Origin of the sequence: Bradyrhizobium sp. WSM1417, assembly GCF_000515415.1 — a bacterium.
In the GTDB taxonomy this organism is placed as follows: domain Bacteria; phylum Pseudomonadota; class Alphaproteobacteria; order Rhizobiales; family Xanthobacteraceae; genus Bradyrhizobium.
Window position 1 is genome coordinate 7,747,955 of record NZ_KI911783.1, and the last position, 24,314, is coordinate 7,772,268.

Annotated in this window: 24 protein-coding genes and 1 tRNA gene; 12 read left to right on the forward strand and 13 right to left on the reverse strand. The window is 65.2% G+C overall.

All coding sequences use genetic code 11. The features are described 5' to 3' along the window. Positions 1–93: 93 nt before the first annotated feature. From BRA1417_RS0137905 to BRA1417_RS0137915, 3 genes are all read right to left on the reverse strand, one after another. Positions 94–3,399 (reverse strand): carboxyl transferase domain-containing protein, encoded by a 3,306-nt coding sequence (locus BRA1417_RS0137905; protein WP_027520260.1) that lies wholly within the window; start codon positions 3,397–3,399, stop codon positions 94–96. A gap of 127 nt (positions 3,400–3,526) precedes the next feature. Continuing rightward, complete coding sequence (locus BRA1417_RS0137910; protein ID WP_027520261.1) at positions 3,527–4,210, reverse strand: aspartate/glutamate racemase family protein; 684 nt, start codon at positions 4,208–4,210, stop codon at positions 3,527–3,529. 12 nt (positions 4,211–4,222) lie between these two features. Further along, positions 4,223–5,905: a methyl-accepting chemotaxis protein gene (locus BRA1417_RS0137915; protein WP_027520262.1), complete on the reverse strand. Its 1,683-nt coding sequence runs from the start codon at positions 5,903–5,905 to the stop codon at positions 4,223–4,225. A gap of 298 nt (positions 5,906–6,203) precedes the next feature. Between BRA1417_RS0137915 and BRA1417_RS0137920 the strand changes: the two genes are divergently transcribed. Next, positions 6,204–6,704, forward strand: a complete 501-nt coding sequence (locus BRA1417_RS0137920; protein ID WP_027520263.1) for a hypothetical protein — start codon at positions 6,204–6,206, stop codon at positions 6,702–6,704. Between the two features lie 11 nt (positions 6,705–6,715). Then, positions 6,716–7,189 carry a hypothetical protein gene (locus BRA1417_RS0137925; RefSeq protein ID WP_027520264.1) on the forward strand — a complete coding sequence of 158 codons (474 nt, stop codon included), beginning with the start codon at positions 6,716–6,718 and terminating at the stop codon, positions 7,187–7,189. A gap of 3 nt (positions 7,190–7,192) precedes the next feature. Here the strand turns inward: BRA1417_RS0137925 and BRA1417_RS0137930 are convergent, their stop codons facing one another. Further along, the gene (locus BRA1417_RS0137930; RefSeq protein WP_027520265.1) at positions 7,193–7,792 is read right to left on the reverse strand and encodes a TetR/AcrR family transcriptional regulator; all 600 of its coding nucleotides are present in this window, start codon (positions 7,790–7,792) and stop codon (positions 7,193–7,195) included. A 110-nt stretch (positions 7,793–7,902) separates the two neighbouring features. Between BRA1417_RS0137930 and BRA1417_RS0137935 the strand changes: the two genes are divergently transcribed. From BRA1417_RS0137935 to BRA1417_RS0137945, 3 genes are all read left to right on the forward strand, one after another. Continuing rightward, a complete protein-coding gene (locus BRA1417_RS0137935) occupies positions 7,903–8,280 on the forward strand; it encodes a tautomerase family protein (protein ID WP_027520266.1) in 378 nt (125 codons plus the stop codon). A 102-nt stretch (positions 8,281–8,382) separates the two neighbouring features. Then, a complete protein-coding gene (locus tag BRA1417_RS0137940) occupies positions 8,383–8,754 on the forward strand; it encodes a hypothetical protein (RefSeq protein ID WP_027520267.1) in 372 nt (123 codons plus the stop codon). Between the two features lies 1 nt (position 8,755). Continuing rightward, a complete protein-coding gene (locus BRA1417_RS0137945) occupies positions 8,756–9,151 on the forward strand; it encodes a GFA family protein (protein WP_027520268.1) in 396 nt (131 codons plus the stop codon). 57 nt (positions 9,152–9,208) lie between these two features. On the opposite strand, the gene BRA1417_RS0137950 is transcribed toward BRA1417_RS0137945, so the two are convergent. Then, positions 9,209–10,144 carry a GTP-binding protein gene (locus BRA1417_RS0137950; protein ID WP_027520269.1) on the reverse strand — a complete coding sequence of 312 codons (936 nt, stop codon included), beginning with the start codon at positions 10,142–10,144 and terminating at the stop codon, positions 9,209–9,211. Positions 10,145–10,147: 3 nt separating this feature from the next. Next, positions 10,148–11,638 carry an amidohydrolase family protein gene (locus BRA1417_RS0137955; RefSeq protein WP_027520270.1) on the reverse strand — a complete coding sequence of 497 codons (1,491 nt, stop codon included), beginning with the start codon at positions 11,636–11,638 and terminating at the stop codon, positions 10,148–10,150. A gap of 964 nt (positions 11,639–12,602) precedes the next feature. Between BRA1417_RS0137955 and BRA1417_RS0137960 the strand changes: the two genes are divergently transcribed. Continuing rightward, a complete protein-coding gene (locus tag BRA1417_RS0137960; protein WP_035969070.1) occupies positions 12,603–13,556 on the forward strand; it encodes an alpha/beta hydrolase in 954 nt (317 codons plus the stop codon). 96 nt (positions 13,557–13,652) lie between these two features. Here BRA1417_RS0137960 and BRA1417_RS0137965 read toward each other — a convergent pair. Beyond that, a tRNA-Glu gene (locus BRA1417_RS0137965) sits at positions 13,653–13,727 on the reverse strand. Between the two features lie 241 nt (positions 13,728–13,968). After that, positions 13,969–14,313, reverse strand: a complete 345-nt coding sequence (locus tag BRA1417_RS0137970; RefSeq protein WP_027520272.1) for a hypothetical protein — start codon at positions 14,311–14,313, stop codon at positions 13,969–13,971. Here BRA1417_RS0137970 and BRA1417_RS0137975 point away from each other — a divergent pair. The 3 genes from BRA1417_RS0137975 to BRA1417_RS0137985 all read left to right on the forward strand — a co-directional run bounded on the left by BRA1417_RS0137975 (position 14,312) and on the right by BRA1417_RS0137985 (position 17,137). Beyond that, entirely contained in the window at positions 14,312–15,319 is a 1,008-nt protein-coding gene (locus tag BRA1417_RS0137975) for an RluA family pseudouridine synthase (protein WP_027520273.1), read from the forward strand. The two genes, BRA1417_RS0137970 and BRA1417_RS0137975, sit on opposite strands and share 2 nt — an antisense overlap. A gap of 217 nt (positions 15,320–15,536) precedes the next feature. Then, the gene (gene rpoH, locus BRA1417_RS0137980) at positions 15,537–16,436 is read left to right on the forward strand and encodes an RNA polymerase sigma factor RpoH (protein ID WP_007596598.1); all 900 of its coding nucleotides are present in this window, start codon (positions 15,537–15,539) and stop codon (positions 16,434–16,436) included. A 359-nt stretch (positions 16,437–16,795) separates the two neighbouring features. After that, positions 16,796–17,137, forward strand: a complete 342-nt coding sequence (locus BRA1417_RS0137985; RefSeq protein ID WP_027520274.1) for a hypothetical protein — start codon at positions 16,796–16,798, stop codon at positions 17,135–17,137. A gap of 4 nt (positions 17,138–17,141) precedes the next feature. Here the strand turns inward: BRA1417_RS0137985 and BRA1417_RS0137990 are convergent, their stop codons facing one another. The 4 genes from BRA1417_RS0137990 to BRA1417_RS0138010 all read right to left on the reverse strand — a co-directional run bounded on the left by BRA1417_RS0137990 (position 17,142) and on the right by BRA1417_RS0138010 (position 20,654). Next, positions 17,142–17,783, reverse strand: coding sequence for a peptidoglycan recognition family protein (locus BRA1417_RS0137990; RefSeq protein ID WP_027520275.1), 642 nt, complete (start codon positions 17,781–17,783; stop codon positions 17,142–17,144). Positions 17,784–17,817: 34 nt separating this feature from the next. Continuing rightward, on the reverse strand, positions 17,818–19,029 hold the full coding sequence (locus BRA1417_RS0137995) for a GGDEF domain-containing protein (protein ID WP_027520276.1): 1,212 nt from the start codon (positions 19,027–19,029) through the stop codon (positions 17,818–17,820). Positions 19,030–19,611: 582 nt separating this feature from the next. Continuing rightward, on the reverse strand, positions 19,612–20,223 hold the full coding sequence (locus BRA1417_RS0138005; RefSeq protein ID WP_027520277.1) for a LysE family translocator: 612 nt from the start codon (positions 20,221–20,223) through the stop codon (positions 19,612–19,614). Between the two features lie 56 nt (positions 20,224–20,279). Continuing rightward, positions 20,280–20,654 (reverse strand): response regulator, encoded by a 375-nt coding sequence (locus tag BRA1417_RS0138010; RefSeq protein ID WP_027520278.1) that lies wholly within the window; start codon positions 20,652–20,654, stop codon positions 20,280–20,282. 127 nt (positions 20,655–20,781) lie between these two features. On the opposite strand from BRA1417_RS0138010, the gene BRA1417_RS0138015 reads away from it, so the two are divergent. Further along, positions 20,782–21,618: an SDR family oxidoreductase gene (locus BRA1417_RS0138015; protein ID WP_027520279.1), complete on the forward strand. Its 837-nt coding sequence runs from the start codon at positions 20,782–20,784 to the stop codon at positions 21,616–21,618. A 129-nt stretch (positions 21,619–21,747) separates the two neighbouring features. Here BRA1417_RS0138015 and BRA1417_RS0138020 read toward each other — a convergent pair whose 3' ends face one another. Beyond that, positions 21,748–22,554: a lytic murein transglycosylase gene (locus tag BRA1417_RS0138020; protein WP_027520280.1), complete on the reverse strand. Its 807-nt coding sequence runs from the start codon at positions 22,552–22,554 to the stop codon at positions 21,748–21,750. A 143-nt stretch (positions 22,555–22,697) separates the two neighbouring features. Here BRA1417_RS0138020 and BRA1417_RS0138025 point away from each other — a divergent pair, with 143 nt between their 5' ends. Both BRA1417_RS0138025 and BRA1417_RS0138030 read left to right on the forward strand, forming a co-directional pair. Continuing rightward, a complete protein-coding gene (locus BRA1417_RS0138025; protein ID WP_027520281.1) occupies positions 22,698–23,237 on the forward strand; it encodes a hypothetical protein in 540 nt (179 codons plus the stop codon). Positions 23,238–23,919: 682 nt separating this feature from the next. Then, the gene (locus tag BRA1417_RS0138030) at positions 23,920–24,156 is read left to right on the forward strand and encodes a hypothetical protein (RefSeq protein WP_007614643.1); all 237 of its coding nucleotides are present in this window, start codon (positions 23,920–23,922) and stop codon (positions 24,154–24,156) included. The last annotated feature ends 158 nt before the right edge of the window (positions 24,157–24,314 follow it).

Genomic DNA, 24,314 nt, shown 5'->3' on the forward strand with positions numbered 1-24,314 from the left:
CCTGTATTATTGTGCAAAGTCTGGCACCGCAGGCGGGGATGTCAATCGGGAACCGGAACGCGGCAAGGCGCAATCAGAATTGCTGCACCGCCCTCACCACGTATCGATGCACGGCCGCTTCTTCCCATTGCGCGCCGGCGGCTTCGGCACTGAGCGCAGGCCTGCCATGATCCACCGCCGCGTTTCAGAGGGGTCGATGACGTTGTCGATCTCGAACACCGATGCGATCGAGACCGCCTTGCCGTTGGCATAGAGCTCGGCGACCTTGTTGCGATAATAGGTCTCGCGCTCGACCGGGTCGGCGATCGCCTCCATTTCCTTGCGGAAGCCGAGGCGGACGTATCCCTCCAGGCCCATGCCACCGAACTCGCCGGTCGGCCAGGCCGCGGTAAAGAACGAGGCATGGAAGCCGCCGCCGATCATCGACTGCGCCCCGAGCCCGTAGCCCTTGCGCAGCACGATGCCGAACAACGGCACGCTCAGGCTCGCGCCTGTCACGAACATCCGCGAGACGTGGCGCACGATCGCGGTCTTCTCGGCTTCCGGGCCGACCATGAAGCCGGGCGTGTCGCACAGCGAGACGATCGGCAGATCGAAGGCGTCGCAGAGCTGGAGGAAGCGCGCGGCCTTGTCGCCGGCATCGGCGTCGATCGCGCCGCCGAGATGGCGCGGATTGTTGGCGATCAGGCCGAACGGTCTGCCCTCGATGCGGATCAACGCGGTGATCATGCCGACGCCATAGTCGCGGCGCAGCTCCAGCACGGAGTCCTTGTCCGCGACGAGGTCGATCACGCTCCGGATGTCGTAGACGCGCAGGCGGTTCTCGGGGATGGCGCGGCGCAGCAGCCGCTGGTCGGCGGCCTGCCAGTCCGTCACTGCCCCCTGGAAATAAGACAGATATTTTTGCGCAACACGCGTCGCCTCCTCCTCGTCCTCGACGAGGATGTCGATGACACCGTTCGGCGACTGGAACGTAACAGGACCGACCTCGGCCGGGTGATAGACGCCGAGCCCGCCGCCCTCGATCATCGCGGGGCCACCCATGCCGATCGAGGCGTTTTTGGTGGCGATGATGACATCGCAGCAGCCGAGCATCGCGGCATTGCCGGCGAAGCAATAACCGGAGACCACGCCGATGACCGGCACGAGACCCGAGAGTCTCGCGAACTGCACGAAGGATGGACCATCGAGCCCGGTCATGCCGAGCCGGTCGGTATCGCCGGGCCGGCCGCCGCCGCCTTCGGCATAAAACACCAGCGGCAGGCGCCAGTCTTCCGCGAGCGTCAGCATGCGGTCGATCTTCTTGTGGTTCATGTGGCCCTGCGTGCCCGCGAGCACGGTGTAGTCATAGGCCACGACGATGCAGCGGCCGCTTTCAGGGCCGAACTTTTCGGCGTTGACGGTCGCGACGCCCATGACGAGGCCGTCGGCCGGCGTGTTCTTGACGAGATCATCGAGCTTGCGCCGGCGCCGCTGCGCCGCGATCGCAAGGCTGCCGTACTCCATGAACGAGCCATCGTCGACGAGCTGCGCGACATTCTCTCGCGCGGTGCGCTGATTGGTGTTGCGCCGGCGCTCGACCGAGGCATGGCGATTTTCGTCGAGCGTGTTGGCCTGGCGCGCGATCAGCTCGGCGAGATCAGGACGGATGTGGTCGAGATCGACATCGGTTTCCGTTGCCGACGCATCAGCCGCAACCTCGAGCGGCTCCAGATACATGATCGGCTCGCCATGCATCAGCGTGACACCGTCGCCGGCGAGTAGCTTCATGACACGGCCGCCCTGCTCCGCCATGACCAGATGTTCCATTTTCATGGACTCGATCACGGCGAGCTGCTGGCCCGGGCGTACGACCTCGCCTTCCTTCACCTGGATGGTAACGATGGTCCCCTGCAAGGGCGCTGCGACCATCACGGCGCCTTCAGGCACCACCTGTGCGACGCGTGCATCGGTGTCTTGGCCACCGCTTCGCTCGGTCGCGGCAAAATAGAGTGGTTTTGCGGCGCCATCCGCGGCCTCGACGAGCTTGCCAATGTTGCGATCGATGAAGTCTGTCGCGATGCGGTTGGACCGGAAGTCGGGATGCGCCAGCACGGCCTGGAGGAAGGCGATGTTGGTGACGACGCCGTCGATCCGAAACTCGCGCAACGCGCGCGAAGCCTTGGCAACGACCTCGTGCCAGGCTTCACCGGACGTATGCACGATGACCTTTGCCAGCAGCGAGTCGAAGGCGGCGCTGGTCTTGTAGCCGGCGTAACCGAAACTATCGACGCGGACACCGGGGCCCGACGGCGACTCGAACACGGCGAGCACGCCGCCGGTCGGGTGCGTCGCACCCAGCTCGTCCAGCGTCTCCATGTTGACACGCAACTGCATGGCGTAGCCGCGCGGTTTCGGGATCGAGCCTTGCGCCAGGCCGAGCGAGGCAAGCGAGGCCCCGGCGGCGACCGCGAGCTGAGCGCGGACGAGATCGAGACCCAGCACCTCTTCCGTCACGGTGTGCTCGACCTGGAGCCGCGGGTTGGCCTCGATGAAGGCAAAACTGTCTTCGGCAGCGCCGTCAACCAGAAACTCGAACGTGCCGAGATTGTCGTAAGAGGCGGCCACGGCGAGTTGCTTCGCCGCCTCGATGATGCGGCCACGCAAGCCGTCGCTGAGCGACGGGCTCGGCGCCACCTCGATCAGCTTCTGGTGCCGGCGCTGGATGGTGCATTCGCGTTCCCAAAGATGAGAGATCGCGCCGTGGCGGTCGCCGATGATCTGTACCTCGATATGGCGCGCCTGCCGGATCAACCGCTCGGCATAGACGCCGTCGAAGCCGAAAGCGGCCTTGGCCTCGGACTGGCAGCGCGCGTAGGCCTCCGCCAGATCGGCAGCGCGCTCGACCACGCGCATGCCGCGGCCGCCGCCGCCGGCCACCGCCTTGATCACGATCGCCGCGTTGCTGCCGAGCGAGGTGAAGAACGCCGCGATGTCCTCCAGCGAGGACGGCCCGCTGGTGCCGGCGATGATCGGCACGCCGCAGCGCTTTGCCAGTTGCCGTGCCGCGACCTTATCGCCGAACAGTTCGAGCGCCACGGCCTTCGGCCCGACGAAGGCGATGCCTGCATCAGCGCAGGCCTTCGCAAACGCAGCGTTCTCGCTGAGGAAGCCGTAGCCGGGATGCACGGCATCGCAGCTGGCCGCTTTCGCCGCTCTCACCACCGCGTCGATGTCGAGATAGGCCCGCGCGCCGCGGCCGGGAATTTCGACCGCCTCGTCGGCAACCCGCACGTGCAGCGACAGCGCATCGTCCGCGGGATGGATCGCGACCGTCGCGATGCCGGAATCGGCGGCGGCGCGCGCGATGCGGATGGCGATCTCGCCGCGATTGGCGATCAGGAGCTTCTTGAACGACATGCAGCGTCTCCATGCCCGCGTGCCCAATCGCGGGTCGACAGGTCCGATGGTTCTGCTTCGTCACTTTAACCGAGGCCGTCAAGGGCAAGAACGCCGGTCCCGACGACCGTTCCCGCGGGCCGGAATTTCAGTCGGTCGCGCGCGCCGTGATGAGGCGAATAATCCGCGCCACGGCAGACGCGATCGGGGCGATGATCGGCACGGTGAACATCGGCTGAAGCTCGCGCGCGGCTTCGCCCAGCGGCCCGCCGCCTATGATGACCGCCTCCGCGCCATCCTGCGCGATGCAGGCCTCGACCGCGCCGGCGAGTGCTGCGCACAATCGCGCCGGATCGCGCATTAGCTCCTGCGGATCGCCCTCCGCGAAGCGGACGCCGGTGTAACGCGATCGCAACGCCAGCGCTTCCGGCAAGGCGTCGATCTTTGCTTCCAACAGCGGCGTCGTGGTCGCTATGCCAAAGCGGCGGCCGTTCTCGGCGGCTGCCAGCATCGAGGACTCGCCGATGCCGACCGCGGGCAGCTTTATCGCGGCCCTGATCCCGGCCAATCCGGGATCGCCGAACGCCGCGACGATGATACCGTCGCATGCACGCCGGTTCGACTCCGCGATCTCTAGAACTTCGGCGGAGGCTGCATCCAACGCATCCGGCGTCACGATCATTTGCGGCGCGCGCGTTGCGGTCGCGCCGTCGATCTCGAAGCCATCGACGGCGGCCGACCTCGCGATGGCAACCATCATCGCAGTGGTCGCCACGGAACTGTTCGGATTGATCAGGAGAATGCGCGCGCGCCGATCGGAAGTTTGGCCCATCCCCCTGCTATACTAAGCCGCCCGCACCCCCGCAACGAAAGCGCTGACCTCGTCTTCCAGCGATTGCAGCTTCTGCGACAGCCGGCCGCTCGATTGCAGCACGAGGCCGGCGGCCTGGCCGGTCTCCGCCGTCGCATCGGTCACACCCGAGATGTTCTGGGAAACCTGGTCGGTGCCGGAGGCGGCCTCCCTTACACTGTGGGCGATCGCCGCGGTCGCGGCGCCCTGCTCCTCGACCGCTGCGGCGATCGACGAGGAGATCTCGTTGACCTCCATGATGGTCTTGCGAATGCTGTCGATGTTGCCGACCACCTGGTTGGTCTCGGCCTGGATCGCGGTGATCTGCGCGCCGATCTCGTCGGTCGCCTTCGCGGTCTGGCTCGCCAGCGACTTCACTTCGCTTGCCACCACGGCAAAGCCCTTGCCGGCCTCGCCGGCGCGCGCCGCCTCGATGGTGGCGTTGAGCGCGAGCAAATTGGTCTGCGAGGCGATCTGGTTGATGAGGTCGATGACCTCGCCGATCTTGTGCGCGGCGGCGGCAAGTCCCTGCACTGTGTCGTTGGTGCGCTGACCGTCGGCGGCGGCCTTGTCGGCCACGTTTGCAGCCTGCGCGACGCGCTGGCTGATCTCCGTGATCGAGGACGACAGCTGCGCGGCGGCGGAGGCCACCGTCTGCACGTTGCTTGAAGCCTGCTGACAGGCGGTGGCGACGAAGCTCGCGCGGTCGGTCGCCTTGTTGGCGGTTTCGGACATGCCCTGCGCGGCCTGCTGCATCGCGCGCGCCTCATTGAAGACGTCGCGGACGACGGCCTGAACGTTCGCCTCGAACTTGCCGGCGAGGTCGGTCATCGTTCTGCGCTTCTCCTCGTCGGCCTTCTGCTTCGTCTCCTGCTGTTCGGTGTGCATCCGGCCGACCTCCGCAGCATTGTCCTTGAACACGGCGAGCGCCTTGGCGAGCCCGCCGATCTCGTCGCGTCGGTCGGTATGGGGCACGTCGAACGCGCTGTCACCGGAGGCGAGGCGCTCGGTGAGCGCGGTGATCTTCGTCAGCGGCCGGGTCACGCTGCGGCCGATCACGAAGGAAGCGCCGAGCACGAGCACGAACACGACCAGGCATACCAGGGCGAAGGTCATCGCATTCTGGCGGAAGACGGCGTCGACGTCGTCGAGATAGATCCCGGTGCCGATGATCCAGCCCCAGGGCGCAAAACCCTTCACATAGGAGATTTTCCCGACCGGCTGGTCGAAGCCGGGCTTCGGCCAGAGGTAGCTGTAGAAGCCCGCTCCCTGCTTCTTGACGACGTCAACGAAGCCGACGAACAGCGCGTTGCCGGATGGATCCTTCATCCCGGAGAGATCCTTGCCGTCGAGCTCGGGCTTGATCGGATGCATGACCATTTTGGGGGTCATGTCGTTGAGCCAGAAATACTCGACCCTGTCGTAACGCAGGCTCTTGATCTCCGCGATCGCGCCGGCCTGCGCCTGCTCGCGCTGGAGTTTTCCTTCGCTCTCGAGCTTCTGGTAGTGCGCCAGGATGCCATAGCCGACGTCGACCATATGCTGCGTCTTGGCCTCACGGTCCGCGATCATCTGCGCGCGCAGCGTCGAGAGCGCGATCGGCGCCAGCGCGATCATGCCGAGGAGGCTGATGCCGACAATCAGGACCAGCTTGAAACTGATGCGGGAGAAAAACATCGGTGCTCGCAAGATTTGGAAGGGCTGATATGCCAGTTTATCCCGCGTCCCTTAGCAAAGCTTTAAGCATTCGGGTTCCCCCAAGTCCCCGCAAAACTCCGTAGAATCCTACCGGCATGCCGCGGACGGCCTCGCAGGCTCGCGAGACTGGCTGCATCCGAGATGCGAACTCTTCAAAACTAGAAGGCCTCGATATCGCCCCTGCGAGCGTTGACTTGCGGGGGGCTCTGACCGAACGATCGGCGCAGATCATCGGCGCCGGCCGGGGCGTCGGCGCAGCCAGAGGCCAGAGGCTAGAATGCATCAATCGACATCGACAGGGTCCCTCGATCTTCCGGCGCTGAGCGCGGCGGAGCGGCTCTTCATCTGGGGATTTCGGGCCAAGGCACGCAGCGGAAGCGCTGTTCCCACCGCGGCCGACATCCAGCAAGTGTACGACCATTTTCGCGTGGGCGACGCCGTGCCGTCGCTGGAATCGATCATCGAGATCTTTGCCTGCACGGCGCATACGGCCATCGCGGTGCACTGCCCGACCTGCCCGCGGATGTCCGACAGCGAGTACGGCATGTTGCGGGCGATCGCCGCCGCGCAGAAAGAGCGCGACGATATCGCGCGCGAGCAGTTCGAATGCTGGCTGCCGCCGGTCGGCGCCGATTGGGCTCTCGCACCCGTGCGCGGGCTTGCAACGATCTTCCGCATGGCCGGTCTCATCCTGCCTGACCGACACGTTCCGTCTTTCGACCATGACCGGACGATGGCGATGAAGAGCTGGCTGGTCGGAAGCCCCACGTTGCACTGACGAGATCGCGCATGATGCAGGATAGTTGCGGCTTTGTGCCTGTCACGGAATCCGGCCAAGCGCGGCTCTGTCCACTCCAGGCCGCGCTTGCGACGCGGCCTGACGTCGAGAGCTACGATGATTTTGGCCGCGTCACGCTGTCGCTGTTGCGGTTCATCGCAGCCGCCTATGCGACCGGCGCGTCCGATTGCTGGGAGGCGGCCTATCGCTTCGCCGACGAGGCACCTGATATCGCCGACAGCCCGCTGCTGGTCGCACGCGTTGCCGCGCTCGTCAGAATCCTGCGCAGCGGCCGGCCCTGCCAATTGTGCTTCATGCCGCCGTCGTGCCGGCGCCTGTCGAAGGACGAGGCGGAATTGATGCGGCTGCTGGCGGTGGCACGCGGCAACCAGCCGGGCGAGCTCGAATCCGCCGTCTGTCAGTTCGTCGGCGACGAGAACGGGATTGCGACAACGAGGGCGGTCAACGCGCTCGCCTTCTGCTGACACCTAGCCGCCCTTCTTGCCGAGCACGAGATCGATAGTGTGGGACGCGATCTTGCGCAGCTGCGGCTCGTCGCCGAAGGCGCGTTCGAGCACGGCGAGGCCGCGCGTCACGGTGATGATGTGCAGTGCCGCGGCCGCGGAATTGCCGCTGAACTCGCCGCGCGCCGCACCCGCCGACAACGTCTCCTGAACCAAAACAGTGATGCGCGAGATGAGGTTCGCGAAGGCCTGCCGCGCCGCCTCGTCCAGCCCCTCGCCTTCGGCCGCGCCGAGCTCCATCAGGCCGCGCGTGGTCGGACATCCCCGCGGCGGCGAGCCGGCGCGGAAGTTGCTGATGGTCAGGTCGAAGAACGCGGTGAGGCGCTTTCGCAAGCTGCCCGCGCCCAGCGCCTTTTGCAAAGCGATGAGATAGTCGCCCGCATAGCGCTCGTACGCCTGCAGGAATAGTGCCTCCTTGCTGCCGAAGGCATTGTAGAGGCTGCCGCGCTGCACACCGGCATCCCGTGCGATGTCCGACAGCGAGGTGCCGCGCACGCCCTTGCGCCAGAACTGGTCGAAGGCGATGCGCAGGACATCGTCATGGTCGAATTCGCGCGGCCTCAAGCTTTGCTCCCGTCAGGCATATTTGACACGATGTCAAAAATATGTTTTCTTGACGCTGCGTCAAAAACAAACTGGCGCCTACGCAGCCTTTCGTCAATGAGGAATTCGCGATGCCTCTCCTCCACATCTCGATGCGCGCCGGAAAGCCCGAAGCCTACCGGAAGGCGATCCTCGACGGCCTCTACCGCGCCATGCGCGAGGCGCTGAACGTCCCTGAAGGCGACGAGTTCATGACCATCAGCGAGCATTCGCCCGCGAACTTCCGCTGCGGCAACGCCTACGGCGTCACGCGCAGCGACGACGCCGTTCTGATCCAGATCACCGTGTTCGCCTCGCGCACGCCTGAGCAGAAGAAGGCCCTGTACAGGCGGATCGCGGACCTGCTCGGCGAGAACCCGGGCATCAGGCCCGAGGACGTGTTCGTGAACGTACTCGACGCGCCGGCGGCGAACTGGTCCGTTGGAAACGGCATCGCACAATTCGCTTGAGTTTGCCGAAACTGCTGACGCCCTCTTGAGAATTGCCGGCCGGAAGGGTCTGATAGGCTGCGGAGTACACCTCCTCCAAGCCGAACCCGGGACGTGAGCGGCATGACCATGTCGGTCGAGCAATTGTGGAGCTTGCCGGAAACCGCGCTGATCGGTGCCTACGCGGAGGCGCGGCGGCGCTATGCGGAAAAGAAGTTCGAGCGTGACACCCAGCGGGCGCGGCTCGAATGGATGCGCGCCAAGCTGTTCGTCAACACGCAAGGCAGCGTCACCGAGCGCAAGATGGCGGTCGACGTCTCCGAGGAACTGGCGCGCAAGGGCCAAGAGGTGCGCGAGATGACGCGCGATCTCGACATGCTGAAGATCGAGGTCGACGTGATCGACACCATGATTCGGCTGCGCGGCGCGCACGGCGCTCCGCCAGTTCACGCCGACGAAACCGCCGAGAAACCGACCGAGCCGAAGGGGGAGTGAGATGGCCGCGTTTCGGGGAAGCTGCCTGTGCGGCGAGGTGGCGTTCGAGGTCGAGGCGCCGTTCGAACGCTTCCTCAACTGCCATTGCTCGCGCGGCCGCAAGGCAACCGGGACCGCGCATGCCTGCGAGGTGATCGTGGAGGCGGGGGCGCTACGCTGGCTGCGCGGGGAAACATCCGTTGCGCGCTTCGATCTGCCCAATGCACGAAGCTTCCCGACGGCGTTCTGCAGGACCTGCGGCAGCCCGATGCCGCATCTGACGCGCAGCGGACGCGAAGCGATCATCCACGCCGGCGCGTTCGACGAGCCGCTGGGCGCGACGCCCCACCGGCATGCCCAGTGGACCTCACGCGCGAACTGGTATGTGCACGGCAACGGATTGCCGGTAGAGAACTGAGGCAACGCGCGGTCAGGTGTTGCGCGATTTGACCTGACATGCCTCGCTCGAAGCAGGCTATCCACCGGCAACGCACGTCTCCATAATCCCATCGAGTTCGGCCTTCGAGAGCACCCCGAGCTCGGCGATGAAGACGATGCGTGACCGCGGCGCGCCCGACGTCGGCGCATCGCCATCTGCAGGGGCCAGCGTGGCGCGGCCGGCGGCGAATTGAAACACCATCTGGCGCCCGGGCTGCTCGACGGTCTCGAACAGGCCCTTTGCCCGCGCGAGTTTTGGCGCAAGTTTGCCGATCGCCTGCTGCAGGCGGGCCAGCGAGATCCGGTGTTCCGAGGTCCAGCTCAGCGTTTCGAAGCGTTGCTCTGCCGGACGTTTCGGTCCGGGCTCGCGTAGCGGCGGCGCGCGATCGACGGTTGCGGGAAACAGCAGGGCGGACGGAATCTCGCCGTGCTGCGCATCGACCACCACGGCAGGGAGGCGCTGCGCGCGGATGGCCTCGCGCATCCGCGCACCCGCGCCCTCGTCCGCCAGATCCAGCTTGCTCAGCGCCACGATGTCGGCGACGCGCAGCTGCGAACGATACAGTGCATCATCCAGGGCAGCCGGCGGTGTCGCCGCGTCGATCACGCAGAGCACCGTCTCCAGCGGCGCCTCGCGCAGGATCACCGGATCCATCAGATTGCGGACGATCTCGGCGGGATCGGCGACGCCGCTGGTCTCGATGACGATGTATTCCGGCTTCGGATCACGCCGCAGCAGCGTCGAGAGCGTGCGCAGCAGGTCGCCTTCGAGCGAGCAGCAGATGCAGCCATTGGCGAGGCTGACCACGCCGTCGCTTGCGCCCGCGATCAGTTCGGCATCGATGTTGATCGCACCGAAATCGTTGACCACAGCGGCAATCCGCCGCCCCTCCGCGTGCGCCAGCAGATGGTTCACGACCGTGGTCTTGCCGGCCCCCAGAAAGCCCGTCACCAGGAGAATGGGGACCGGCATGGATCAGCTTCCGACGACGGGACGCCGCACGGGACGGCCGGGCCGCGCCGCGACGTCCAGCACGCCATCGCTGATCAATGGCTGGCCGCTGACGATCAGATGCCGCACGCCTTCGGAGGGGCGGTTCATCGCCGTGAAGGTCGCGCGGTCCGAGAGCTTCTCGTAGTCGAACACGACGATGTCGGCATCGGCGTCCTTCGCGAGCCTTCCCTTGGCGCGCATCGCGGGCGTGCTCTGCGACAGGATTTCCGCCGGGATCAGCGCGCATTTGCGCACGCCTTCGAGCAGCGACACGGTCTTGCGCTCGCGCACCCATTCGCGGATGAACTTCGTGAAGCAGCCGGCCGAGCGCGGATGCGAGGTGGCGTCGTCCGGCAGCGGCCAGGCATCGCCGGTATAGGTCTTGCCGTCCGACGTCGTCCACGGCATCGCGTCGGAGGCGATGGCGCCGCCGGGATAGAGCACCGACATGTCGAGCAGGTCGCGGTGATGCGCATTGTTCTCGGTGTCGAGGATGTGCCACAGCACCAGCGACGACGGCTCTTCAGCCTGCGCCTTCAAGAGCTCCTCGCGATCGCTGAAGCGATGGCCGTCGGTCACCCGCTGCACGGAATCGTAACCGGTGCCGTTGCGCTCGACGAATTCGGGGTCGCTGAAGAAGGCCGCCGCCAGCACGGTCGAGCCGGTGCCGTAGGGATAGGCCTCGACCGTGATCGGCAGGCCCTGCGCCTGCGCTTTCGCGATCAGCACGCGGCAGCGCTCGACGTCGGTCTTGCTCGACGAGTTGAAATGGCAGATGTGCATGTGCGCCCCGGTGGCGCCGGCATAGCCGATCAGGCGGATATAGGCCTCCGCCGCGCTCTCGGGGTCGACGCGCGACATGTAGGCGACGTGGGTGAAGGTCGGAACGTCCTGCGCGGCCGCGAGCTGGCACACCGCGGTCAGCTCCTGCACGCCGGCACCCGGCGCATAGGCGTTCAAGATGCCGATGCCGATGCCGCCCTCGTTCAGGCCGCGCGAAAGGCGCTCCAGAATGCCGGCGACCTCCGCATCGCTGGCCACGTTGTCCATCCAGCGGCGATCGCGCATGGCGTTGCCGAATGCCTCCAGCGAGCTCTCCGCGTTGGAGCCCGTCATCGCGCCAATACGCGCGAAAGCCCAGTTGGTGGCGGCGCCGTAGTTCAGCACGCGTCCCTTCCGCGCCTGGCGCTCATACCAGGACCCGACCGGCAGCACACCCGCTTCGAGATCGAGCGTCGTCGTGACGCCGTCGAACGCCTGCATGCGATCGGCGGGGAGCGACTGGCCATGCGCATGAAGGTCGATGAAGCCGGGCGCGACCACGAGCCCGGTCGCGTCGATCACCCGCTCGGCGCCGCCGAGCGAGGCGCCGACCGCGGCGATCTTGCCGTCCACCACCGCCACATCGCCAACCTCGTCCATTCCGCTGGCGGGATCCACCACCCGGCCGCCAGAGATCACCAAGCCGCTCATATCGTCACTCCCTCACGCTGAGCTCGCATCAAGGCAGATTCCGGGAGGCACGACCACCTCCACCGATGCCGATGCATCATGCTCGCAAGGAAGGCTCGCAAAGCTGGTTCGAAAGGGAGGTCAATTTACATGCGGGTCGCAGACACGCGCGTGCAGTCTCGCGGCAGGTTTGCCCGAGCTATGCTTCTCGCTTCACCCCCTCGAGAAGAAAGCGCGCAGGGAAGACCGGGCGCCGGCTGGCACCCATAAAAACCCCCATGCGAACTGATTGCACACGCAATGCACAGGGGAGCCACAGGGCAGCCGAGACCAGGCCTTCCCTGCGCGATGGTTTGACGGCCTATGCCGCGCTCTCCCCGGAGACGAGTTCCTGCTTGCCTCCGTCACCTCCGCGAAATGCACGGCACCGCGCCGGTTGACGCGCTGACGCCTTCGCAAAGGCTTGACCGTAGCAACGACGGCCAGGACCACACGGTTTCGCCGTACGCGAGCTGACCCTGCTTCGCCTAGAGGCTTCGCAGGGCTTCGGCGCCGTCCGTCGATGCGGTTCGTGCCATGCTCACGAGGTTCATCTCGCCCTGCACGCAACAAGCCCGCCTTTAACGCCGCCCGCGTCCACCGCAACTCCCAACCCGCGTTCGTGACGACGTACGACCGCCCCTTTTGTGGGCTGGGATGGCAGACACATACGACAAATCCGAATTTCGGTAAAGTGGAATATTTTTGATGCGACCGCTTGACTTGCGTTTGCGTCTGTTTCGACCATCGGAGACGACGGACGCCACGACCATGCAAGGGGACCCGCGAAGCTGCTCCGCCGTCTTCTCGCCCCCATTGTCATTCAGGAAGTTAGATGGGGCGCTACGGTGGACAAAGTTCCCAAAGGTTTCGTGTGATCGTTCGACCTCTTCTGCAACGCGACCCTCGTCCTTCTATTTCGCGCCGCGCGCTCCTCGGTGGATTTATGTCGGCAGGGACCGCCATTGCGCTCGGCGGATGCGCCGGCTTGGGTGCGACCGGGGCGCGTTTCGACGCGTCATCGCTCTCCCTTGATCCCACATTGCTCGTCGCTACCACGCGCAAGCCCGTCAACGGTGGTCGCACGAAACCCTGGTTCGGGCCGGAGCGCGCAACCAACGTGACGGTAGCGCGGGCGAAGCTGGTGGCGCCGGACGAGAGCCGACTCTCTCTCGCCTCGGTCGGATTTGGCGATTGGCGCCTTGATCGGCTCGAACCGGTATCGGCAGACGCTGGCGATCTCGTTGCGCAGGCCGGCGGAGGAGACGTGCTGATCTATGTGCACGGCTTCAAGCAGACATTCGAGACGGCGGTGCTGGATGGCGCCCATCTCTCGGACGGCATCAAGTTCCGCGGCCGGACCATGGTGTTCTCCTGGCCCTCCAAGGCAGGACTGTTCGACTATGCCTATGATCGCGACAGCGCGATGTGGTCCCGCGACGAGTTCGAACGCGTGCTCTCTGCGCTCGTGTCGACGCCAGCCGGCGGCCGCGTGCACATCGTTGCGCATAGCATGGGAACCATGCTGACACTCGAAAGCCTGCGTCAGCTCTATGCGCGATATGGCGATACAGTGACGAGCAAGATCGGCGCGGTCGTGTTTGCCGCGCCTGATATCGACATGGACGTGTTCTCGTCGGCGATCCAGCGTATCGGTCCGCTGGCCGGCAAGATTACCGTCATCGCCGCAACGAACGATCGCGCGCTGGCGCTGTCGGGACAGATCGCAGGAGGAATGACCCGGGTCGGCGCCGCCGAGAAAGCCGTCATCGCGCAGCTCGGTGTGCGCGTGGTCGATGCTTCGCAGGAGGGCTGGGGCATCATCAACCACGATCTGTTTCTGTCGAATGCAGAAGTACAGCGGGTGATCCGCCGCTCGATCGACGGCACGATCGCTTAGGAGAGCGCCCGCGCCGAGCCGTGCGAACTGCGCACGCCGGTTGGGGCTACAAGCGGAAATGGCCGGTTTTCGAAGTGCCTAGTCTGGCAGGAAAAATGGCGCTCCCTAGGGGAATCGAACCCCTGTTTCAGCCTTGAGAGGGCCGCGTCCTAACCGCTAGACGAAGGGAGCGTGAGGGAGAGGACATAGCCTCGAATTTTGCCGGCGGCAAGCGGGGATCGAGGGTTTCGGACGTCTGCTTGGGGCCGTCCTGGCTTGGTGCGCAATTGCGCACGAGAGCCAGGACCCATTAACCGGAATGGGGATGGTTAAGGTCGATCGGAACGACGATCTCGTTCACGCAATCGGATTCGGTGGTTATGGGTCCTGGCTTTCGCCAGGACGACGATGGCGGCGAGTTCCGGGGCCCGCCTCACGGCTCGTTGGCGAATTTCAGCTTTCCGGCCGGCCGCAAGGTGTGGGCGTCGAAGGTGCGGATCTCGGTGACGCCGCCGACGTCGAGCGTGATCACGAGCCGGTCGCCGGCGACGCCGCTTGAGACGATTTTGGCGCCCTTGGGCAGGGTCGCGGTGACGTCGCCTGCCGGCTCGGGCGCCCTTCCCTCGGACTTGAAAAGGCGGTAGCCCACCGCGATCAGCACGGCGCAGATTGCCAGCGCCGTGGTCAACCCCGCGATCAGCATCATCCGCCGTACCCGCGCGAACAGCGCGGCCTGCTCGGGGCTCGGGTCGGGAACAACGGTATCAGACGTCGTCATGGAAAATTCTGGCTCTGCGCAAAGGTTGGAGGTTGTCGTCGAAGGCTCCGAGGGCTCGACCCGGCTCGACCGCGTGCTGGCGCTGCACCTTGCCGAGCTGTCGCGATCGAGGCTGAAAACCCTGATTCTGGCGGGCGCGGTGAGCCTCAGGGACGCCGCGATCCGGGACCCCGCTTATCACGTCGCCTCCGGCGATACGATCACAATCGACGTGCCGGAAGCGGCCGCGCCGGAGCCGAAAGGCGAGGATATCGCCCTCGACATCGTGTTCGAGGACGACGACATCGTCGTCCTCAACAAGCCGAAGGGGCTGGTGGTGCATCCCGCGGCGGGCCACGAGACCGGCACGCTCGTGAATGCGCTGATCGCCCATTGCGGCTCATCGCTGTCGGGCATCGGCGGGGTGCGCCGGCCCGGCATCGTGCACCGGCTGGACAAGGACACCACGGGGTTGATGGTGGTCGCCAAGAACGACCTCGCGCATGCCTCGCTCACCGCGCAATTCGCCGACCACGGCCGCACCGGGCCGATGCGGCGCGGCTACATGGCCTTTGCCTGGGGGCTGCCGGGCCGCCATCGCGGCACCGTGGACGCGCCGATCGACCGCCACCCGCATGCGCGCGAGAAGATGGCGGTGCGCCAAGGCGGCCGCGAGGCCGTGACCCATTGGGAGCTTCTGGAGAGTTTTGCCGGGCGCGACGGCAAGCCGATCGCGGCGCTGCTCGCCTGCGAGCTCGAGACCGGGCGCACCCACCAGATCCGCGTCCACCTCGCCCATATCGGCCACCCGCTGATGGGTGACGCCGTCTACGGCCCGCATTTCAAGACCAAGGCAAACCAGCTGAGCCCTGAGTCGCAGGCCGTCTTGGCCGCGCTGGGCCGGCAGGCCCTCCACGCTTACCTGCTGGTATTGCAGCACCCGAGGACTGGAGAATTACTCCACTGGGAGACGCCTCTGCCGGAGGATTTGCTTCTCCTTCAGGGGGTCCTGAAAGCGGCGCTATGACGCAGGCCGCTTCAGAAATGCTTTACATTACAAAAAGTTATAGCTGCCACACGGGGACGTGACGTCAGCAATCCTTCCCTTTTTGCCTCCCGATGGAGTATATTGCGCTTGCGTTGAAGACCAACGCGGAACATCGCAGCACCGATCGGCTTTAACCAAGCGGTCGTCTGCCTGGCCCGCCGCTATCGGGGGCCTGAACCTGTTTGGAGGGCGCACTATGGCCCGTACAGCTACCCTGCCGGTCCTTAACGGCGAATCCGGCCTTTCCCGTTACCTCGGCGAAATCCGCAAGTTTCCGATGCTGGAACCCCAGCAGGAATACATGCTCGCCAAGCGTTGGCGCGAGCACGATGATCGTGACGCCGCGCACCAACTCGTCACCAGCCATCTCCGTCTCGTGGCCAAGATCGCCATGGGCTATCGCGGCTACGGCCTGCCGATCTCTGAGGTCGTCTCGGAAGGCAATGTCGGCCTGATGCAGGCGGTGAAGCGGTTCGAGCCCGAGAAGGGCTTCCGTCTCGCCACCTACGCGATGTGGTGGATCAAGGCGTCGATTCAAGAGTACATCCTGCGTTCGTGGTCGCTCGTGAAGATGGGCACCACCGCGAACCAGAAGAAGCTGTTCTTCAACCTTCGCAAGGCGAAGAGCAAGATTTCCGCGCTGGACGAAGGCGATCTCCGCCCCGACCAGGTGGCCATCATTGCCAAGCGTCTCGGCGTCACGGCTCAGGACGTGGTCGACATGAACCGCCGCCTCGGTGGCGACGCGTCGCTCAACGCACCGATCCGCGACGACGGCGAAGCCGGCGAATGGCAGGACTGGCTGGTCGACAATTCGCCCAACCAGGAAGCCATGCTGGCCGAACACGAGGAGTATGATCACCGCCGTGACGCCCTGAACGGCGCCATGGGCGTGCTCAACCCGCGCGAACGCCGCATCTTCGAGGCGCGCCGCCTCGCCGATGAGCCGATGACGCTGGAAGACCTTGCGGCCGAGTTCGGCGTGTCGCGCGAGCGCGTCCGCCAGATCGAGGTCCGCGCCTTCGAGAAGGTGCAGTCCGCGGTCAAGGGCACGATCGCAAAGGCCGAACAGGCCGCGCTGGAAGCCGCGCTCTAAGCGCGAGGTTTTAGCGCCAGAGATTGGCGGATCGACAAGAGACAGAAAGCCGGCGGCAACGCCGGCTTTTTTATTGGACGCAACTCTCACCGTCATGCCCCGCGACCCGGCTACGCCAAGGCTTCGCCGAGGTTGAGGTCTAGGGGCGCCGAAGCTTTAGCGCAGGCGGCAGGCGGGGCATCCAGTACGCCGCGGCGCTTGTTGTAAGAGCGAGGTCTCCAATGCAGGTCTCTGGAATAGTGGATCGCCCGGCTAAACCGGGCGATGACAGCGGGGTTGTGGCTCTGCGTTGAACCCGCGCTGCCGGTCGACCGACCAAAAGCATCGGACCGGCAGCCTCAAGAGAACGGACACGCACCGTGTCGATCATCCTGCAATCCACCGTCGGCGGTTTCTCCGCCCAGTTCATGCGGAAGCTGCCGCTGGTCGAGCAGGCGATGCGCGACCACGGGCTCGAGCCGTCGGAGTTCGTGATCTCGAAGGACTACGCCTCGACCGCCACGATCCCGCTGATGGGTCCGTTCTTCTTCAATTACAGCGTCTACTTCGGCGACGAAACATTCACCGTCACCGAGCCGAACGACATGGTGTTCCTGGACTACTTCTTCAAACGCGTGCTGGCGGCGGATGACCCGCCGGAACTGCCGCGGCGGCCGGGCTTGATCCGGCGGCTGTTCGGCTGGATGTCGCAACCGGTGTAGCTCGTCACTCCCCCCAAGTTCTTGCCCCCCAAACCCGCGCCAGCGTCGCGAGCCAGCAGCCTTCGCAATAGCGGGCGTCCTTGTAGTCGATCCAGTTGTGCGCATAGACGTGGTCGAGCGGGATGCCGTAGCGCGCGCGCAGGATTTGGACGAGGATCTTCCATGCCGCGACCTGCGCCGCGGTCGGGCCCGTCGTGACGTCGGGATAGTTGCCGGCGAACTCGACTCCGATCGAATTGTCGCGCACCACCTGGCGATAGGTCGGCTTGTTGTCGATGTACTTGTTGTCGTTGCGGTTGGCGCCGTCGCCATGGGTCGGCACCAGGTTTTCCGCGACCGCCCAATAGACGGTGCCGTCGGTCTCGACCCACAATGTGACGCCGCGACGCGTGGGATTCTTCGCTTGCGCCTCAGCACCGCCCCGCGCCGAGCCGGCCGGTCCCTCGGTCTGGTGCACGATGATGTTGCGCCAGGGTTTTGCGTTGCCGACATCGCCCCATGGCGCCAGCCACACCATCTTCAGGCCGGGAATGTCGGGCGTGCCGGAGGCGCGCGCGAGCTTTGCGAGCTCGGCGTCGGTGGCAGCGGCAGGTGCGATCAGAATGAGAGCGGCGAGAACGGCCGCGAGCAGGCGAGAGATCATCATGCGGGTCCAGTGCGGACCTCACGTTAGCACGCCCTTACGCGAATTTGCGCAAGGCCTCGCCTGGACCGACCGGGTCAGGCATGAGCGGCGGCGCCGGATCGTGGACGGCAAAGTCGTTCTTGCCGTTCTTCTTGGCCGCATAGAGGGCGTGGTCGGCATGCGCGATCAGCCGGTCCGGAAACTGGCCGACGCCGCGGTCCCACTGCGCCACTCCGATCGAGATCGCGATCGGAATGTCCACGCCGGTGCAGTTGACGGCATCCTGGCGGCAGACCTCGAGCACGCGGCGGGCGATCGCAGCCGCTTCGCGCAAGGTTGACGACGGCAGCACGACGCAGAATTCGTCGCCGCCGGTGCGGGCGAGCATGTCGCCGGGCCTCAAGCGCGTCTGCGCCATCAAAGTGAAGTGCTGGAGGCAGGCATCGCCCGCGGCATGGCCATGGGTGTCGTTGATGGTCTTGAAGCCGTCGAGATCGATCACCAGCAGCGAGAACGGCTCGCTGCTGCGCTCCGAGCGGGCGCATTCTTCACCCAGCCGCTGCAACAGGTGCCGCCGGTTGGCGACACCGGTGAGATCGTCGAGCAGCGCGAGGTCGGCAACCTCGTTGCGCAGGCGGTCCATCGCCATCAGCAGGAAGCCGAAATTGAGCGTCATCGACAGAAACAGCAGGCCCAGCACCATGACAGCATGAGACTGCCCGCCGGCGACCGACGAGAAATCGCCGCCGAGCAGATTGCCGATCGCACGGGCCGCGAAGATCGCGATGATGGTGATGATCACGATGCCGGAGAGCCGGGCTCCCGGGCTGGCGCGGCCTTCCGGCGGCGACAGCAGCAAACGCAGCGACAGCGCCAGCGGCAGCCCCTGACCGAGCGAGTAGCTGAGCATGCGCAGCTGCATGTGATCGTATGCGACCATGAAGAACACGACGCCACCGAGGCTGAGAATTCCGGTGGCGGCCATGACGCGCCAGGACACCGGTTGGCCGTAGAAGCGCTGAATGCCCATGGCGGCAAGGCAGCTCGCCGCGATGACGCCGGCGGCACCAAGCAGAAGCGGGACAGGCGAAACGACGAAAAGGCGGATCAAGGCCGCCATCGTGCCGGTCGCGCCGACGAAGCACGATGCCATCCAGAACCGTGCGGCCGCGAATTTCGGATAGGAGCGCGTCACGTAGGCCCAGATCAGGCCGAGCGCCAGGAAGTTGACGACGAACACGGTCCAGAGTGTCGGCACGTTCAGCATGGCGCGCGCCACAAGCGCAGCATCGCGCCCTCTGTCCCTGCCAGCTGTCCGTCCATGACCCCGTCCCCGTTTTCTTGCGGGGACAATGCGGCCGTCGCGCTTAACGGAGTCTCACTGCGATCCGCGAAAGCATGCCTTTGGTTTTGGATTCATGAACGGCTGGCGCATTGTCGGATCGTTAGGCATGCCGGCGACGCCGGATTCGCGAACCAAAATCACCCGAAAATGCATCTGAGCTGTGGATAACGCGATGACACGGATGTGACAGCGCGGGGCAGAAGCGCGCGAATCTGCTGAGCTTGTCATCGAGGATGTTGCGAGGCTGGCCCTCCGCCGAGCATCCCTCGTGTCGCGTTTCACCATTAACCCTGAAGAGGATCCTATGGCTAAGAAAGCGAAGAAGGCGAAGAAGGCGACGAAGAAGAAGGCCAAGAAGGCAGCGAAGAAGAAGTAACGAGGCTTCTTATTCTTTGCCCGGGTGGAGCTCGCTCCGCCCGGGCGTCGGGTGGGAGGTCTGAGCTGGAAGATGGCGGGCGCAAGGCCCGCTTTTTTATTGGCTCCCGCGTTGATTGGCTGGAGAAGCTATCGCTCCGCGAACGCCAGCTTGGCGCCGAGCGCGGCGAAGCCGGCGGCAAAGCTCCGGCGCAGCCAGGCCATGACACGCGGGCGGGAGATCACACGCTCGCGCACCGAGGCTGCGCAGAGCCCGTAGACCACGAACACCACAAACGTCATCGCCATGAAGGCGCCGCTCAATTCCAGCATCCGGGCCAGCACATGGGCTTCGTCCACAGCGATGAACTGCGGCAGGAAGGCCAGGAAGAAGATCGACAGCTTCGGATTGAGGATGTTGATCAGGAAGCCGGTCACGATTACCCGGCCAACCGAACGCTCGCGGATCTCGCCATCGACCGCCAGCGCCCCGGTCTCGCGAAGCGCCTGCCAGGACATGTAGAGCAGATAGGCGACGCCGCACCATTTCAGCGCGGCGAAGGCGAGCGCACTGGTGTGGAGCACGGCGGCGAGCCCCAGCATCGCGGCCGTCATATGCGGCACGATTCCGAGGGTGCAGCCGAAGGCAGCCGCGATGCTCGCGCGCGAGCCGCGGGTCAGCGCTGCCGCCAGTGTGTAGAGCACGCCGGTGCCGGGCGAGGCGACGACGATCAGCGAGGTGAGCAGGAAGGACAAGGTCATGGACCGACCTTATCACCGCGCTCCGGACCACGAAAGCCGGCCTGCCGGATCGAGCGTCAGGACAGTTGCGCGATCTCGGCCTCGCGGAGCACGTCGAGCGGCGCCCAGGGCTTGGCCCAGAACTTTGCGCCGTTCGGCAAGGGTTGCATCAAGGGGCGGCCGGAGGTGACGACGATGTCGAGCTTCGGGTTGCGGTCCTTGGCGACATGCGCGAGCTCGACCCCGTTCATGCGGCCGGCGAGTTGCACGTCGGTCATCATCAGGCAGAGCGCGCCGGCGCTCTTCTCCAGCACAAGCTCGGCCGCCTCGGCGCTCTCGCATTGAATGACGTCGTAGCCGCTTTCTTCGAGAAGAAGACTGAGCATCTCCCTCTGCATGAGGTCGTCTTCCACGATCAGTGCGGTGGCGCGAAATGGCTGTGCTTGTCCCATCGGCGGCTCCCAATGCTGCCTGTCTTCATCAAGTAACGTAGGTTAAGGTGGGAACAGCGATGCGGTTCGGTTCCAATATGAAAAAATGTAAATCATAGTTCCGCTCAAGGCTCGACGGGGGATCATCATGACTGCAATCCGCGGCGCCGCCGCCATCACCGGAGCGGCAAGCGGCATCGGCCGCGCGCTGGCGATCGAGCTTGCGCGGCGCGGCTGCGATCTCGCGCTCGCCGATCGCGACGAGGCCGGGCTGAAGACGCTCGCGGCCGAGATCGGAGCCGCATGCAAGGTCAGCCTGCATCGCGTCGACGTCAGCGAGCCCGACGACAACGCGCAGTTCGCGCGTGAGGCGACCACCGCGCATCCCGCGCTCGGCATCGTCGTCAACAATGCCGGCGTGGCGCTGATGGGCTCGTTCGAGGAGATCGACCAGGCGCAGATGGACTGGCTGTTCGACATCAATTTCTGGGGCGTGGTGCACGGCACGCGCGCCTTCCTGCCGCATCTGAAGACGTTGGGCGAGGCGCACATCGTCAACCTGTCCTCGATCTTCGGCATCATCGCCCCGCCCGGACAGTCGGCTTATGCCGCGGCGAAATTCGCGGTGCGCGGCTTTTCCGAGAGCGTGCGGCACGAGCTTGCAGTCGCGGGCAGCCCTGTCAGGCTGTCGGTCGTGCATCCCGGCGGCGTCGCCACCGCCATCGCCCGCAATTCGCGCACCGGGGTCGGCGTCACCGACAATGCGCGCCGGTCGCAATCGATCGAGCGGTTCGAGAACGCGGCCAAGACCACGCCGCGAGACGCCGCGCTGCGCATCATCAAGGGCATCGAGAGAAACGAACCGCGCATCCTGATCGGCAACGACGCCCGCTTCATGGATCTCCTGCAGCGCTTCCGCCCGGCAACGTACTGGGCGCCGTTACAGCGCAAGCTGGAGAGGATGGCGAAGGGGCTGGCGAAGTAAGTCAGGGGCGCGGCACTGTCTCCGCTCGTCATTGCGAGGAGCGCAGCGACGAAGCAATCCAGACTGTCTCCACGGAAAGATTCTGGATTGCTTCGCTGCGCTCGCAACGACGACTGTGGTTAGCTCCCCTCACTGCCCCGCCAGCCGATCGGCAAAATACCCGATCGTCTTGCGATAGATCACCGCCCTGTTCCATTCGCGCATGGCCTCGAAATTGGGAGTGCCTTCGCCGTAGGGCTGGCCCATCTTGAAGCCGCTGGTGTGAAGCAGGGTCGCGGTCGAAGCGAGCACGTCGGGGACGCTGTGGCGGAGATCGACGTGGCCGTCGCCGTCGAAATCGACGCCGTACTTGATGTAGGAGGACGGCAGGAACTGGGTCTGGCCGATCTCGCCGGCATAGGCGCCAATGAGGTCGCGCAGCGGCAGGTCGCCGCGCTGCACGATCTTCAGCGCCGCGAGCAGCTCGCCCTGGAATAGCTCGGTGCGGCGGCAATCATGCGCCAGTGTCGCCAGGGTGCGGACCACCGGCAGCTTGCCGATGTCGCCCTTGCCGAAATCGCTCTCCAGCCCCCAGATCGCGACCAGGATATAGCGGGGCACGCCGAACTGCTGCTCGATGCGCGAGAGCAGCGCGGCATGGCGCTGCAACAGCGCCTTGCCGCCGTTGATACGGCCGGGACCGACGCGGGTCGAGACATACTGCTCAAAGCTCTTGTTGAAGGTGTAGCGCTGGCGCCGGTCGAAGGCGAGCACCGCGCCGTCCTGCTGCACACCGCTGAGCGCCGCGCTGGTCACGCTTGCCGAGACGCCGGCTCCTTGCGCTTCCGAGGCCATGCTGGCGACAAAGCTGTTGAAGTCGCCGCCGCAGCGCGCGGCCTGCGCCGATCCGCCGGCCAGACAGACGATGACGGCGGTGGCGAGGGCATATCGCAGCATATGGGAAAATCCTTGGGTATTTGAGCGGAAAGCAACGCGCGATCATGCCCGGGAAAGCCGCCATCGTCAAAGCGCTGCGCTTGATCCGCATCAACGCGTCTCATGCCCTTCTTCCTAGACTGGAGCAAACAGGAGAGCCGTCCATGATCGGAATTAGCTTGACCGCCGAGCAGGTTCGCAATGCACCGGCACCGGTGCGGCAATGGATCGAGCAGGAGCTGCTCGCCTCGTTCAACCTTGCGCCCCGGTCGCCTGCGGCCGCCCCGGCCGCGCCCGCCCATCTCGTCGCCTGCAGCGTCGAGGACGTGGCCGGCGTGCTCGAGCACATCCGCGGCGTGTTTCCGGCCGTCAACGTGCTGCTGGAGTTCGGTCGACCGGGCATCAGCTACGGCCAGCCCGCGGTGATGACGTTTCGTCTGATCGACGTCCTGCATCACACGCGGCTGCAGGACGTCGGCCAGGTCATCACCTGCCTGGAGATGATCAACCAGGCACTGACCGAAGTGAAGAAGGACCCGGCGGCGCGGTTCTGCGGTTTCGACAATGAAGGCCACTGCCTGATCGCGCCGCAGACGCAGGCCAGCATCGCAACGCTCTGGCAGACCATGACGGAGCGTCAGCAGGCGCAGCAAGCCAACACAACGAACACCAGGACGGCCGACCGGATCGCGCCGGCAGCGTGAGGCGAAGCGGCCCGGATTCTTCCGGGACTATCGCTTCCGGATCGGCCCTCCGGTTAGAACGGCAAGGCGGTCGCAACGGAGCTGGTGAAGAACTTTCGAATCGCGCCGACGCGATTGCGTGAAGTGCGGAACTCAATAATGTTCGCATCGCAACTTCTGCACGCACGCGGGAACACGTGCCGGCGAACGCGCGCTTGCTGACAAGGCGCGCACCGGTCGCTGCATTGCGAGAGCAGGAAATATGAACAAAGTGATTTTGTCCGTCCAAGCAATTGCTTCGGCGAAACGCGATGCCGCGACCACTGCAAATGCGATGTGCTCGCTCAGACATCGCAGTGCTAACGATTTGCCTTGCCACGGCATGGCGCCGGTTATAACCTTCTATTCTAGGTTGTCGCCCCGCCAGCCCCGGGCGACACTGAAGACCAAAATAAACGGCGGGCTTCGCGGCCCGCCGTTTGTTGAGGCAAGGGTGAGGCAAGGCTGAAGGTAAGGGTCTCCTCGGCGGAGCGCATCGGGTTTTGCGAAGCGTTGGATGCTTCCGCCCGACATCAGGCGCCTCGTAAACGGGTTCGTGGATCGATCGCGCAGCCGGTTCTGCCGCCGCAGCGCCCCGCGGCCAGCCCCCGGAAACCTGCCAAAGTCATTTGACTATGGCCCCCTGATCGACGAAAAGCCGGCCATGGCCAAAAAACCCGGAACCAATCCCAAGGGCGAATTCGCCTTTTTCAACGTCTTCTATGAAGACGGCTCCCAACGCTCCAACCGGCGCGTGCCCGCCGAATTGCTCGGCGGCCTCGACGGCGACGAGCCGGCCCGCGCCTACATCATGGAGCAGGACCGCGAGATCGCCGAAAAATCCGGCCGCCCGGCGCTGGAGATCAAGAACCTCGAGCGGGTCGGCGCGAAGAAGAAATAGGCTTCAGCCCTATCCACGTCATTGCGAGCGGAGCGAAGCAATCCACGGCTCCACATGCTGCGCGATGGATTGCTTCGCTCCGCTCGCAAGGACCGGGCGAGAGCGGAAGCTAAAACAAAAACGGCGGGCCTTGGCCCGCCGTTTTGCTTTGAATCGAT